Source organism: Dyadobacter jejuensis (genome assembly GCF_003149085.1).
GTDB lineage: Bacteria > Bacteroidota > Bacteroidia > Cytophagales > Spirosomataceae > Dyadobacter > Dyadobacter jejuensis.
In genome coordinates this window covers 85,835-100,803 of the sequence record NZ_QGDT01000005.1, presented here as the reverse complement: position 1 = coordinate 100,803, position 14,969 = coordinate 85,835, and the positions used below count along the sequence as shown (strand labels likewise).

Annotated in this window: 7 protein-coding genes; all 7 read right to left on the bottom strand. The window is 46.4% G+C overall.

Annotation, left to right across the window (positions count from 1 at the left end; all coding sequences use genetic code 11):
* Window position 1 precedes the first annotated feature (1 nt).
* The 7 genes from CLV98_RS11720 to CLV98_RS11690 all read right to left on the bottom strand — a co-directional run bounded on the left by CLV98_RS11720 (window position 2) and on the right by CLV98_RS11690 (window position 14,689).
* Window positions 2-409, bottom strand: a complete 408-nt coding sequence (locus tag CLV98_RS11720; RefSeq protein ID WP_109674524.1) for an SGBP N-terminal domain-containing protein — start codon at window positions 407-409, stop codon at window positions 2-4.
* A gap of 35 nt (window positions 410-444) precedes the next feature.
* A complete protein-coding gene (locus CLV98_RS11715) occupies window positions 445-2,286 on the bottom strand; it encodes a RagB/SusD family nutrient uptake outer membrane protein (protein ID WP_109674676.1) in 1,842 nt (613 codons plus the stop codon).
* Window positions 2,287-2,298: 12 nt separating this feature from the next.
* Entirely contained in the window at window positions 2,299-5,565 is a 3,267-nt protein-coding gene (locus CLV98_RS11710) for a SusC/RagA family TonB-linked outer membrane protein (protein WP_211320013.1), read from the bottom strand.
* Window positions 5,566-6,486: 921 nt separating this feature from the next.
* Window positions 6,487-7,860: a sulfatase family protein gene (locus CLV98_RS11705; RefSeq protein ID WP_109674523.1), complete on the bottom strand. Its 1,374-nt coding sequence runs from the start codon at window positions 7,858-7,860 to the stop codon at window positions 6,487-6,489.
* 24 nt (window positions 7,861-7,884) lie between these two features.
* On the bottom strand, window positions 7,885-9,345 hold the full coding sequence (locus tag CLV98_RS11700) for a sulfatase family protein (RefSeq protein WP_229203332.1): 1,461 nt from the start codon (window positions 9,343-9,345) through the stop codon (window positions 7,885-7,887).
* Between the two features lie 156 nt (window positions 9,346-9,501).
* A complete protein-coding gene (locus tag CLV98_RS11695) occupies window positions 9,502-11,196 on the bottom strand; it encodes a RagB/SusD family nutrient uptake outer membrane protein (protein WP_109674522.1) in 1,695 nt (564 codons plus the stop codon).
* A gap of 13 nt (window positions 11,197-11,209) precedes the next feature.
* On the bottom strand, window positions 11,210-14,689 hold the full coding sequence (locus CLV98_RS11690) for a SusC/RagA family TonB-linked outer membrane protein (RefSeq protein ID WP_109674521.1): 3,480 nt from the start codon (window positions 14,687-14,689) through the stop codon (window positions 11,210-11,212).
* Window positions 14,690-14,969: the final 280 nt, after the last annotated feature.

Sequence of the window (14,969 nt, the reverse complement as noted above, 5' to 3'; positions counted from 1 at the left end):
TTTAAGGTTTTTGAACCGTTATTTTAACCGTATAGTCTTTCCGGATTTGCCGGTTACCGGACACCACTGTATATACCTTTGGTTTGGTCAAATCCGAAAAATCGACCTTGCCGGTAATTTTAGGATCTAGCTTTGCATCGGTGACCAGCGAGAACTGTGGATATAGGTTTTTGAGGTCGGTACCATAAAACACTTCCACGTCGATGGTCTGGGCGATGGTATCGATAGCCGGATTCTTAGTCCGCACCGTTTGAAAATCGGAACCCAAAAGTTCAAAGTTACTCACATAACAATCTGTTCGAGTGGTGATGAGCAGGCCATCTTCATCGACGGGATAGTCTTCCTTACACCCCAAAAACAGGAGCGACAGCAGGAAAAAGGAACTAATAATGTTGGTTATATTTTTCATCTTGATATTATTTTGCTCTAAAAAGTCGACTTATCTTACAACCAAGGAGTATTTTGGGTAAGGTTAGGATTTCTATCCCGTTCCCCTGGGGGAATTCGGAAAATATAATTTTGCTGATATTCTCTTTCTGAGGCGTTTTGATAATACCTACTAATATTAGCCCCATGCGAGTCTATACGCCATACCCCTTCGGAATAGGGGGCACCCCACACTCGCTCCAGCGCTCTCCACCGCCGCAAGTCGAAGCCCCTTTGTCCCTCTCCCAGAAGCTCAATAATACGTTCTTGTTCGATGGCATTAAAAAAAGCGGTCGCATTGGCTGTTTTGTCTGAAGATAGAGCCGGCAGATTGCCTCTATGCCGCACCCGATTCACCAAAGCAATGGCGTCGGCCTGCGGACCATTTACGGCATTGGTCGCTTCAGCATACATCAGGAACACGTCGGCTAGGCGCATTACCGGATAAGTATAGTCTCCATCACTACGTCCTTGCCCGGCGTAGTTCCTCAAAAACTTCCGGAAAACGTAACCGGAATTGCTTCCATCGGTATTATAGGTGGTATATTTCACTCCATTGATCGTAATGGGCTGGTTCCATGTTTTATAAACGAAAGGCACCCATCCGGTCGATTTAAGAGAGATCATCCCTACACTCATTTCATAGTCCCACATTATGGAAGATTTCATCCGATAGTCGCGGTTCTTATAGCTTGCCGGGTTCAAGGCCGAATTGGCCGCCGTACGTGCACCAGCAGTGGCCGGATTCATAGGAATCAATTTTGGGGCAAAGTCTCCGGTTAGGGTCGATTGGTACCGATCGGCGATTTCATACCGAGGAGAAACCCAGCATTGAGACCCCTCATGGGACCTTCCCGCTACATCACGCATTAGTTCTTCTCCCTGTCCCGTACCGGTACCACCATGGGTAAAGCCCATGATAATTTCGGGATCCCCGTTGGCCAAAGGTGTAAACAGATAATAATAATTTGGAAGCTTATCGGCCTGCCCTACGGAGTCGATCTCTCCGGGCTCACCATTTTTGTACAAGTTAAGGCCATACTCGGTAATCACCTTGTTAAAATCGTCAGCAGCGGCCTTATAGGCCTTGGTAGCTTCATTAGCATCGGGCTTAAAAGTATCCAACTCAGGCCATCCAAACTTGTTCCAACTCGCCCAGTAGAGTTGCAATTTCCCTCTAAAGGCCAAGGCTGCGGGCTTTGCCGCTCTACCTGCCACCGTCGACTTCACAGGAAGTTTTTCGAAGGCATAATCGAAATCGGCCATGATAGAGTCTTTTACCTGCGCTATCGGCATACGCGCCAGGCTGGCTACCTCTGAGTTGTCGTTGACGACTTGGTAAATATAAGGCACATCACCCCACATAGAGATCAGCCTGAAGTATACCATCCCACGGAGTAACTTGGCCTCTCCCAATATAGTCTCCAGATTGGCCACCGAACCAGGAGCTGCAGTTGCCAACATCCTATTCACGTTTTCGATGACATAATTGGTACGGTTCACCCCTCCGTATAGATACCGGAACATTTTATCGAAATTATCACCATAACCTGTTGGGTTGTAGTCACCACCATGGTAAGCATCGCCCTTAGAAAGGTTCCCATTAGTGGCGCTGGTACCGCGAGCCCGGACATACTCTCCATGACCTTCAAGATAATAATCCCGGTCAAATAACGGCCGGATAGAGGCATAGGCCCCTTGTAAGGCGAAACTGGCGTCGGCTTCTGTTTTCCAAAAGGCATTGGCTCCCAGTTCGGTGGTGGGTTGCTGCTCTAGCAGATCGCTCGTACAGGCGTTGAGCCCCAACAGCATCGCTACCAAAACGAGTGACCCTAAAATCTTAATACTGATATTTTTCATTTTCATTTCAAGTTAAAGGCCAATATTGATCCCCAGGGAATATGTCTTATTCAAAGGATAGGCATCGCTCCTATTCCCTCCTTTTTCGGGATCTAAGCCACGGTATTTGGTGAAAGTGGCTAGGTTTTCCGAAGAAGCATATATCCTAAAATTACTTAACCCTATGGCTTTCATCCAGGCCGACGGAAGGTTATATCCTATCTGAATGTTTTTTAGCCTTAGATAAGATAGGTCATCGAGATAGAAAGTCGTTTCTTCCTGATTGGCATTGCCACCCAACCGAGGTAAAAGGGCATCCCGATTCTCCACCGTCCAGGTATTGTTCCAGTGAATTTCCGAAGAAGCGTAGCGCTGGGTAGGGATATTGACCTTATTGTAATTATTTAACCAATAATCCTTCCTTCCCGCGGCGCCAGCCATCAGCACGTTCAAATCGAAACCCCTCCATGACATATTCCCGATCAAAGAAAAATTGGTAGTGGGCCGGTCACGCTGGATATTAGGATCGGCGACCTTGTCGTTGCTATCGATCTTTCCATCACCATTCACGTCCTTGCGAAGGATATCCCCCGGACTAGCCCCCTGAGGAGTCGCATTATATACGTCATCCCATGTTTGAGCAATTCCCGCATCCTGGTAGGTATACAGGAAGTGATAAGGCATATTTACAAAAGTATAGCCCTTATTTAAAAACTCATTCCAGGACTCCAGTTTAGTTTTATTATAGGACGCATTCAGCACGAAGCCATAATTAACCTGACGATAACGATCTCTCCACGACAAAGTCATTTCAACCCCTTTATTGCGCATATTCCCTATATTTTTCCTTGGTGCTTCATAAGCTCCTGTCAAGAGCAACGACATGTCCGAGGGGCGGTTCATGCCCTTGGTTAGCCGGTCGTAATAGTCCATCTCAGCAGTGAGTCGATTGTTTAAAAACCCTAAATCGACCCCTAAATTAAATACATTGGTCGTTTCCCATGACAAGGATTGGTTCACCAGCTTACTATTGACGAAACCCTTCACGATGGTACCTCCCAACATATAATTTTGAGCCCCTAGCGTTTCCTGTTGCTCGTATCGGTTGACCCCCGAGTTGTTCCCAAGGCCCCCATAGGAAGCCCTAATTTTACCATTGGTCAGGAAGTTCCCGGTAAACTGCGATATAAATTTTTCCTCAGTAAACCTCCAACCCAGAGCCGCTGAGGGGAAAAAACCAAACTGACTCCCTGTCGAAAACTTGGAAGAACCATCGGAACGGAAATTCAGCTCCACCAAATACTTATCGAAAGCGGCATAATTGAGCCTACCAATATATGATCTTAGTCCTTCGGCAGAGGAATTCCCACCGGTAGTCTGTATGTCGGTCAAGGCCGCATCGATCTCCGATAGCGTTGGGTAAAGGCGGTCGTTTCTACTCGAGGCCTGGTAACGATCGTACCAATACTCTTCACTATATACGAAGAGAGCATTGAAGTGATGATTCGTACCCAAAGTTTTGGTATAATTCAACCGGGCATTTAGCATGGTCTTATAACCTGTATCCGTAAAATTGCTGATGCCCGCATTGGTCCCAACATATACCCGGCTCCCATCGGTCATGGTCTGGAAGTTATAGGCTTGGTTGGGGGTGTCGGCTCTATACCGGAACTGATTGTAGTAATTCAAGGCATAGTCGACTCTGGCCACTAGCCCATTTACAGGCTCCCAGTCCAGGTACATGCTGGTATTGGCCTCCTGCCGATTTTGACGATTAAGGTTATTGATATATACGGTATAAGGATTATAGGCTTGCAAGTCCTCATTATAGGCCATCACCCCTCCAAACCTACCCGATATCGGATCGTATGGGGTAATCCCTGCTATAGCGGCTTGCATATCAAAACCAGCCGTGTTGAGGGGGTCGTCGTCGGTAAAGCCATCTTCCAGAGCATACGTAAATTTGGACCAGTTACCGTTGAACTTGATTCCGGTGTTGATATTTTTACGGATTTTATAGTCGTAATTGAAACGGGCATTATACCGCTTAAAATCGTTATTGATTTGGATTCCTTTTTCATTCATCATGCCGATCGACAAGAAGAAGTTCGACTTGTCGCTCCCACCGGATGCCGAAAGATTGTAATTCTGCAGGGACCCCGTGCGGGTAATGATATCCCACCAGTTGGTGTTGGGATAGGCCAAAGGGTCTAACATGCCCAGGGCCATCCACTGATCTATGGTTCCATTCTTAAACAAGTAATTGGACGGCAAGGTGTTCACTGCAGCAGCGCGCTGATGTATCGTGAGTGCCCTGGGATAATCGGCCAGGAACGAAAACCCTTTGGTAGGAACCTGGGCGGCATAGTTGGCCGAGAAATTGATGGTGGCCTTTTCCTGCCCCCTCCCCGATTTGGTGGTAATGAGGATGACCCCATTGGCGGCTCTAGAACCGTACACCGATGAAGATGTGGCATCTTTAAGCACGGACACACTCTCTATATCGTTCATATTTAAACGATTGATATCTACATCGGGCATCCCATCTACCACCACCAAGGGGCCTGCATCGTTGACGGTGCCTAGCCCTCTAATCACCAAGGAAGCTCCATTTCGGCCGGCCATGCCGGTGTTTTGGCTCACGGCCAATCCAGGAACTAAGCCCGAAAGACCCGAGGATACATTGGACAAAGAACGGCTCGTTATCTTATCGTCGATCTTTACCGACGACACGGCCCCGGTCATATTCACTTTTTTCTGCGTACCGTACCCGATCACCACAAGCTCCTCCAAGGATTTGTCCTCTGGCAACATTTTTACCATCAGGCTAGTTTGGCTGCCAATCGTCACTTCCTGGGATACGTAACCAATAAAACTTAGGGAAAGAACGGAAGCTTCACCAGCCACCTTCATGCTAAATTCTCCTTCGACGTTGGTGGTGGTACCATTAGGTGTACCCTTTTCAACGATACTCACTCCTGGCAACCCATCTCCTTTTTCGTCGGTGACCTTCCCCGTCACCTGAATGTCGACATTGGTAGCCGAAAGGTTCCTTGCGCTATTTGTTGAATGGGTAATAGGCCTACGACTGGCCTTATCGCCAGTTTCTATTGGACTATTCGCTTTGACCTGCTTCGTCCGAGAACTTTCAATATTGGCAAATCGATTTTCAATACTTTCGGCTCTGGCCCTGCCGTCGTCTGCCGACAACAGGCCTATGAACATGCCCTGTAACAAGGTACCCAGCATCAGTTGTCGGGACAAAGTCCCGATAAGTTGTGGTAGTTTTTTTTGCATCATTATTCATTGGTGAGTATGGATTTATTATTTTTTTGGCACATACCATCCCTGACCATCATCCTAGATGGTGATATGACTACGGAAATAATTTCCGTTAAACTAGACTGGCTCCCAATTGGTCAACTCAAATCGACAAGCCACAGGTAATCCTTCATGCAACAGCCTACATTATGTATTCTTACTATACCTTAAAACTAAAAAACCTGCTGCTACCAATTTTCACCAAAAAACCACCTCCACCATACTATGGTAACGTTACCGTAAATGCGAAATCGAAACTAAAGCCTAAGCTAGATACTTTAAAAATAAATAATTTTGGTAAAATTCTACTACTTCACGCTATGCATAAGGGCCCTTCTCGGCTTGATCTGCTAGGCGCTTACTTCCTATAATTGCCTTGGTCCCATCCGCCTCATTCCAGAAAATATTCATACAGATTACACCTTCCTCCAACCACGCTAAATCGAAAATAAAGGCCCAGCCAAATCGACGAGGGTACTCAGGCAATATATCATCACCATTAAAGTTACAATAATAATCAAATGATTTTCTATTTTGGGTTATTTCCCTAAAAATTTTAATTAAATTCTAAATAATTTCCTAATAACCTGATTATAAACACCTTATACCGATGAAAAAATTAAACAAATAATAAGATAAGATTATATAATTTCCAGAAACTATAGTTTAACCAGGCCCTATCGGTATCATCTTACCATGCATAGGCCATAACTTCTAAACAACCACTTTATCGAGGGCTATGGGACCTATAGCATAGGAGCGGTATGGTTATTCGTATAGACGATTCCTAACCATACCGCTCGAAGCACAGTCGGGGTTCCAAAACACGGCATGCTGAGTCAGTAATGCCCCTATGGCTTCACAGGCACTTCAACGTTAGGACTCAGAGCACTCTTGTGCTTATTCGGGCAAATTGGCCTTCCAACCGTCCCACTGGCTTAACAGGCTAGAAACCACACTGGGCTTGCTTTTAGCCCTATTTTTCTTTTCAAATGGATCGGTTGTGAGGTCATAGAGTTCAATTCTGGTCCTATTTTTATTGGCCAACAGTTTCCAGCTCCCAGCTCTGACGGCCAAAGTAGCCCAGCTATCCTGCCGATACGGGTCACTCCCAAGATATGGGAAGCGCCATTCCCAAAACAACGGTTTCGTCCTTGTAAATGGCCTTTTATCAAACAGACCGGCGAAGGTTTCTCCATCGGGCTCATAGCCTGCAGGGAGTGTTCCTCCGGCTAGTTCCACGAAGGTAGGTAATAAGTCGACAGTCGAAAGCACGGTTTGACTGTCGACCACGGCTTTGGCAATATGCCCAGGCCAGCGCATCATCAAAGGCACGTTCACTCCCCCCTCAAAGATATCGGCTTTCCGTCCCTTCAAGCCGGCCGTAGACCCTGCTAGACGAGCCGGGGCATAATTGGCCGGGCCATTGTCACTACTAAATATCACGAGGGTATTGTCGTCCAGGCCCATAGCGGTGAGGGCCTCCATCAGTCGACCTATATGATGGTCGGCATCGGTCAATACGGCGTAATAAGTCTCCTTATCGGGTTCCAGCCCTTTATACGGCTTACGCTGCTCATCGGTGGGGGCCAATGGAGTATGTGGGTCTTTCAGCCATAAATTCACAAACATCGGTGATTTCCCTTTATGTCGGTCCAAAAAGTCGATGGTAGCATCCACCGCTATTCGGCTCGAATTTTGGATCCATACGGTATCATCGTCCATGTACCGGGTGGTGGGCCAAAGCTGATCGCCCTTCCAAGTGGGGCCGTTACCGTTCCAGACTCTGGTCTCGTGGTAACCATACACCTTAGGTTCTGGAGCCGTGGGGTCTCCATGAGGCTTTCCCCCTCCCCCTAGGTGCCATTTGCCAATATGGGCAGTCGTATATCCCGCTTGCTGCATCTGCCTAGGCAGGTACACGGGCAAGGTCTCATCGAGCCAATTGGGCATATTACGCCGGGCGTTCACGGCATTTCCTGCAAAATGACCATGGATATGATGTTGGGCCGGAAAATGGCCCGTCAGAACCGAACTCCTGCTGGGAGAGCATACCCCACTCGTTACATGAAACTGTGTATACCTGGTTCCTTGAGAGGCGAGACGGTCCAGATTGGGCGTAGCCACCTCCTGGTTACCATAGCATCCCAAATCGCCATAGCCCCAGTCATCGGCAAAAATAAAGATGATATTCGGTTGTTGAGCGAAGGCGTAGTGCCCCCCAACCATCCAGAGAAAGAAAAATAAAAGCGAAAATGTTCGTCTTAAATTCATTAGGTTTTCCCGTTTTATACTGACTTATATTTTGCTTAAGTATGCCGTTAGGTCCAGCTTATCATTCATTTCCTTTTGTTGCTGAATCAACTTGGCTTTCATCGATTTTAGTATCGCCTTATTAGCCGGATCCCCCGCAATATCATGAAGCTCTTCGGGGTCCTTTACCATATCAAAAAGCAATATCTTGTTGGCCTTCGGGTAAACGATCATTTTGTATTTGGGTGTTCTTACCATGCGTTGTTCCATGGTATAGCACCCATAAATACTCTTATAGCTACTCGGCTTATTTTTGTCTTTAACCATGGGCAAAAGGCTGTTAAAATAAACGTGTTCCGGTTTTTTGATTCCGGCCAGTTCATAGGCCGAAGCCATAATGTCCTGTAAATAAACATCCTGACTGCGCTTTTCCCCTTTGGGGATGTCAGGACCGGCCACGATCAGAGGTGGACGCATGCTGTGATCGAACATACTTTGCTTGCCCATCAGGCCATGATGCCCTACGGCTAAGCCGTGGTCGGCGGTGAAGAAAATATAGGTGTTATCCATTTTTCCACTTTTTTTAAGAGCTTCCAAGATCCTACCAATTTGTTCGTCGGTATAGGAGATACTGGCATAATATTCTTGGATATTTTTCTTTACGGAGTAAGGGGTTCTAGGAAAAGGTGCCAATTTTTCATCTCTTAACCCTTTGCCTGCGCCCATCTCTTCTTTAAATGGATATTCATCGAGGTAGCTAGTTGGCAATTCGATATCTTGAACAGGGTAACGGTCCACCCAGCGCTTAGGAGCCTGGCGGGGATCATGGGGGGAATTGAAGGCTAGATACATAAAAAACGGCTCGTCCTTTTTGGAAGCCTGATCGATATATCCCACCGCGTCGTCGGCCACCACCTGAGTCCAGTGTGTGCCTCCTTTCCAAAAGCCCTCGTACTGCTGGTCCCATGGCTGCCAAGTGGTATCGGCTGGCGAAAGCGGCCTATTATACCCCTGAGGAGTTTGGTTGGGCATTCCAGGGCGCACATGTTCCACCCGATCGAATATATCTTTAGGGTTCTGTTTGATATGCCACTTACCGGTCATATACGTATCGTAGCCAGCTAGTTTCATTTGTTGGGGCCAAAACCCTTTCTTTCCCAGTAGACTCGAATAATCCTTTTCCTCCTCCTGGACATCCCATACCGACATGCCGGTGATCAGCATCGCACGACTGGTAACACATACTGCACCTCCCCAGGCGCCCATATTATAAGCATGCGTAAAGGTGGTTCCGTTATTGACCAATCCGTCCAAATGAGGGGTAATCACCTGACTTCCCCCAAGGGCATGAATGGTATTGTACCGCTGATCGTCTGTAAAAATAAAAATGATATTGGGTTTACCTTTCTTGGGTTGGTCGCCCTGCTCAGCTGCCATGGCCAACGTACCGGTCAAAAAGGATAGGGCCACTACCCATCTTAAAATCATCGTTTTTTTGTAATTCATATCTGTTTACTATAAAAATTGCAGCTAGTACTTCTGTTGATGGTTATCAACAGAAGTACCTTGCAGGTGAAAATTATTTTTCAAATCACGAATAAAAGACCTTCATAATGACCTTATTAGCTGGTCGTCTCCAAGTAAAAAGACGGTTAATATTCGCTACCACCCAGGGTTTTGTTCCAGATTAGGATTCAAAGCCAGCTCATCCAAAGGCAGGGGCAACAAATAGTTCTTATTCTCATCGTAAGACCTTCCGGAGGGCAGCGACTTGCCATATGGTAGAATAAAGCCCTGGTCATTAACAAATATACTGTTTCCCACCACGGCTTTCGGATATACCGACTGGATAAACTTCATCCCCAACACCGGTTTATTGAGTAATGAACCCGCCTTCCAGCGTACCAAGTCATCGTATCGCAAGGCCTCTATGGCCAGTTCTACCCGTCTTTCGCGTCGGATCTCATCGAGCAATACGCCAAGCCCAGGAAAGTCGGATTGAGCATCTTTTATCAATTCCGACACCACCATATGGGGCATTCCGGCCCTGTTTCTAAGCAAATTGATGGTCTTATCGATGATAGACTGAGTGGCAGTCCCGAGTTCGGCATACGCCTCGGCATGTATAAGCAGCACCTCGGCATATCGATAGGTGGGTGCATCCAGAATACCATTTTGTATCCTTACATACTCCTGCTGATCTTCTACCCAGTACTTTTGGATCTGGTAACCAGTAGGAACAATACCTACCCCGCTAATCCCCGATCCAGAAATGGCAGGAATCTTTGATGATTCTTGAATCCCAGTCCCAGGATAAGTGATGGTCTGTTTTAAGCGTGGATCCCGGTTGGCCATTTCATCTAGTATAGAATCGTCGCCTTTATAAAGCTCACTCTGAGAAATAGGCTTCCCGTCGGCACACAAATAGGACTCTACCAAGGACTTGGAAGCACTCGTGTTGAAGTTATTATTCTGTAAGTTCCATACTGTGGCCGTCCCTAGTAAGCCCGTAATATAGGCTTTGTATAGGATCATCTCCTTATTACCACTCAGATCGAGGGAATTAAAAAGAGATGCATAGTCTTCGTCAGGATTGCCAGTATTGTGAATTTGGTAGTGCCCTTCCGAAATCAGCCTTCCTGAGGCACTAGCGGCCTCTGTCAAGAACTTCTGGCTACCTTCTATATTACGATACTTACGATAAGTGCCTTCGTACAAACAGATACGGGATTTTAACATCAATGCGATATCCTTATTAATACGACCTGGCTCAGCGGTGGCCTTATCGGGCAGGGTCAGAATGGCGGCATCGATATTGGCCAACACGGAGTCCATCACCAACACCCTGCTATCCCTAGGAGCATAGAGCTCTTCCGAATCCAAATCCAGATCCTTGGAAAGCCAGGGAACATCGCCAAAATCCTTCACTTTTTCAAAGTAATCCAACACCTTAAAAAAACGAACTTCTCCTGCATATTTATCTTTCAATTCTTTGCTGATAGGCGTTTGATTATAGCGTTGCAAAAAATAATTGCAGGACCGGATCACGGTCCAGCTCCACCCTCCTCCCGAGGTGGGAACGATATTCTTACCAGCTGCTACCAGATTAAAGTCAAGTGGCACCATATTGTCGCTTTGGTTGTCGCCGGTGATGATCGGGCTCCAGCCTGTGGCGGTACCATGCCCAGTATATACCCGATAGAAATCGTTGGCATATTGTTTTAGCTCATTTTCATTATGCCAAAAATTCTCTTCATTGAGTGAATCGGTTGGATAACGATTCAAAAAATCGTCGGAACAAGCCGCCGTAAATAAGATCGACGCAACTAACGAGACTTTTATTATTTTACTATTCATAGTTGTTGTCTAATTAAAAAGTTAATTGGATACCAAACGACACCACTCTTTGCAAGGGATAGAAGATCCCCAATCCTCCATTGCCAATGACCTCGGGGTCAAAATTTCCCTTTAGCTGGGTAAATTCCCATAGATTTTGACCCGAAAAGTAGACTCTGGCTTTATTCAATCCGATGGGGGTCGTCAACTTCGTTGGAAAGGAATACCCCAAGGCGATATTCTTGAGCCTGATATAGGCCGAATTCTGCATATACCTCGTTTGGGCTTGGATATTATAGCCGGACCCCGACTTGTAGATGGGATAATAGGCATCGGGTCGTTCGGGGGTCCACGAATTCCGATATACCTCCTTAGTTCCTACGGCCCCTCCGTTATTAATAGCCCCCCAGAAGTAATTTCCAGTAGGTATATAATCCCGCTTTCCTACTCCCTGCAATAACAGGGCAAGGTCGACACCTTTCCACTCCAGGTTACCCGTAATACCAAATTGGTATTGAGGCGTTGCATTCCCTATTATTTTTTGGTCGCCGGGATCGGTAACGGTATTGGCCCCTCGGGAAATGACATTGTCTCCGTTCAAATCTTTATACTGAATATCTCCAGCCCCCCACTTGCCCGAATTACCCAGTTGATCTTGGTTAGCAGCACTGGCCACGTCGCTGGACTGTTGGAAAATCCCTACCGTTTCGAAGCCCCAGATTTCATTTACGTCTCTACCTACATAGTTGTTTCCAATCAATAGATTGGGATTATTATCAAACCTGGTGATGATGGCTTTGTAATTGGACAATACCACCCCTACATCATACCTCAGATTATTTTTAAGCTGGTCCGACCATTTTATACTAAATTCAAAACCAGTAGTTTCCAGCTCGGCCCCATTTCTCTGTGGGACATCGGTACCCAAAACGGCAGGCAGTTTATCGCCTGCGACCAGCATTCCTGAAGTGGTTCGTTTATACCAGTCAAAACCTAGATTGAGCTTCCCTAGTAAATTGGCATCGGCCCCGAAGTCGAGGGTAGACACTTTTTCCCAGGTAAGGCCCGGGCTAACTAGACCAGGCGCCGTAATTCCTAAGGGCAGGGCATCGCCTAGGATATAGGGTACCTGGTTGTTGATACCAAACAAAGAAATATAGGGAAAATTGCTCGATACCAGTTGGTTTCCTAAACTACCATAAGAAGCCCGTAGCTTCAACTCTGGTAAAATCTTTTGCAAAGGTTCCATAAACCGCTCCTTGCTGACGCGCCACCCGGCCGAAACCGATGGAAAATACCCAAATCGACGGCCCTGAGGGAAACGAGAAGTCCCATCGTAACGACTATTGAACTCAATCAGGTATTTGCCCATATAGTCGTAATTGAGACGGGCAAACACTCCTCTGATCGCCCAGGAGGTTTCACTGTCGTCGGTGGTGAGCAGGCCCGTCGCCAAGTTGAGCACGGGCACCCCACTACTTATCAAATCCTGTTTTTTAACTACCGTACCCAGGCCATTAAACCATTCCTGGTTATAACCCACCAAGGCCGAGAAGGTATGCTTATTATTAATTACATGGCCATAGTCCGCATAAATATTTCCGGCAAAATAATCCGAGGAATTAAAATTTCTTTGGACGAAGGAAGGAGAAGTTCCCGATATTTGAGGAATCCAAGTGTCTCTAATGTAGGGGAAGGCCACTTGATTTTCCTTGATGTTCTGTCTTTTGGAGGTATACGAAAAGTTAGCATTTACCTTGAGTCCCTTCAATGGAAACACTTCCGCATCCACACTATAAATGCCCGTGGTCGCATTATCGATCTTTCTAGACCCACTCTGCAAGAAATTCGCAAAATTTTCGGTTGCAATACCTGCTCCTACTGGGGAGTCGGCGGGGGTAAACTGCGGGAAAAGCACCTGGGGCTCCCCTCGGGTCATTTGCTCCCACCAGTCCGAACCTTTGTTAGGGTATTTATGAGGTTCGTCGTAGCCGGTAGCAGCATAGTTCACCTTAGCTCCTAACTTAAACCAATCGGTTATTTGCGAACTGACATTGCTGGTGAAGTTATACCGTTTAAAAACATCCGTAGAAGTTTTGAAGAGCCCATCCTGCTTGAGGAAGGCCCCAGAGAAATAGTAGGATGTTTTTGCATTTCCACCCGTCACATTGACCGTATGGTTATGTCCTGGCGCCCAGGGCTGTACCATATTTTCGATTACATTATTGGGGTAATTCCAAAATATCTTCCCATTAGGCAGAATATGGTAACTGGGGTTATTGATAGGGTCGTCTATATAATCCTGCACCCATTTGATCTGATCATCACTGTATTTCTGACCGCCATTGACATTAAACTGCGCCACATTCTGAGACTCCAAAAATTCGGTTGTACTCAATAAGTCGGGCAGATAAGTGGGCTTATTGAACTGAATACTGCCCGAATAACTGATTTGGGCCTTCTTATTCACCGAGCCTTTTTTGGTAGTAACCAATATTACTCCAAATGCCCCCCTAGCACCATAGATGGCCGCCGAGGCCGCATCTTTCAACACTGTAATACTTTCAATATCAGCAGGGTTCAGCAAATTCATGTCCATTTGGATACCGTCGACCAACACCAAGGCACTTCCTCCACTCAGTGAGGTGGTACCACGGACATTAAAAGTAGGATTGGCATTGGGATTTCCGTCTGGATTGGTCACATTCAAGTTAGGTATAAGGCCTTGCAGGGCTTGCCCTACTTTGGTGACAGGACGGCTGGTTAGGGCCTCTCCACTTACTTGCGCTATGGCACCGGTCACTTCTTCCTTCTTTTTGGTGCCGTAGCCTACCACAATGATCTCGTCCAGAACACTCAGGTTGGGTTCAAGCACGACCGACAATTGTGTTCGTGAACCCACCGTAACTTCCTGGGACTTAAAACCCACGAACGAAAAGCTGATTACCTCGCCAGGATTACTAACCTCAATACTAAAACGCCCGTCCGAATCGGTGGTCGTTCCGATAGTCGTTCCCTTAAGCACCACGCTAACTCCCGGCAAGGGTAGATTTTCCTCATCCAACACCTGACCCGTAATCGTTTGAAGTACCTTATCGGGTACTGGTGGCGATGGGTTTCCCCCTTGTAGGCCCGTTGCTGGGGCTTCAGCTCTTTTGCTCTTCTGACTTTGCCCCTTAATAATGATATAGGAATGATCATTAATCTTCTTAAAATTCAACCCCAACGGCCATAAAGCAGCCTTCAGGTTGCTTTCCAGGTCTTGCTTCTTGTTGATACCAGCACTATTGGAATATATCCCTTCGACGGTTTTGGCTTCAAAAAGAATTTCTACTTTATAATACTCTTTCAGCTGTTCCAGCAGTCCAATGAGCGGTTTTCTGACCGTAGCAGGCTGTTCCTTGTTTACTTGCTGGGAAAAAGCCAAAATTTGCGCCTTCGAATCCCAAGGGATCAGGCATAAAACGAGCATGAGCACCCATAATGGGGCAGTCCATAAATGTCTCTTCATCATACAATATTTAAGTGATCAAAACCAGTTAATCATTACTTGTACCAATTTTCCAATAATTGCTCAATAAGTCAGTACCGTTTGCAACCGGCACATCCATATTAAAGTCCTCTTAGAAAGGGTTAGATTTCCAAAAGCCTAGGATAACCTATCAAGACTCAAACCAAGTGAAACACCCTGAGTCACTTTGTAAATATTCTTAAATAAAATTGGGTTTAAGTAGTACTGCATATTGGTGCGCTCATAGGTCACCGAGCAAACCTAGCCCAGATTTTAATTTCAC

Excerpts from the sequence above, each read along its gene's own strand:
- CLV98_RS11715 (WP_109674676.1), bottom strand. The coding sequence starts at position 2,286 with ATGAAAAATATCAGTATTAAGATTTTAGGGTCACTCGTTTTGGTAGCG.
- CLV98_RS11700 (WP_229203332.1), bottom strand. The coding sequence starts at position 9,345 with ATGAATTACAAAAAAACGATGATTTTAAGATGGGTAGTGGCCCTATCC.
- CLV98_RS11705 (WP_109674523.1), bottom strand. The coding sequence starts at position 7,860 with ATGAATTTAAGACGAACATTTTCGCTTTTATTTTTCTTTCTCTGGATG.
- CLV98_RS11710 (WP_211320013.1), bottom strand. The coding sequence starts at position 5,565 with ATGATGCAAAAAAAACTACCACAACTTATCGGGACTTTGTCCCGACAA.
- CLV98_RS11720 (WP_109674524.1), bottom strand. The coding sequence starts at position 409 with ATGAAAAATATAACCAACATTATTAGTTCCTTTTTCCTGCTGTCGCTC.
- CLV98_RS11695 (WP_109674522.1), bottom strand. The coding sequence starts at position 11,196 with ATGAATAGTAAAATAATAAAAGTCTCGTTAGTTGCGTCGATCTTATTT.
- CLV98_RS11690 (WP_109674521.1), bottom strand. The coding sequence starts at position 14,689 with ATGATGAAGAGACATTTATGGACTGCCCCATTATGGGTGCTCATGCTC.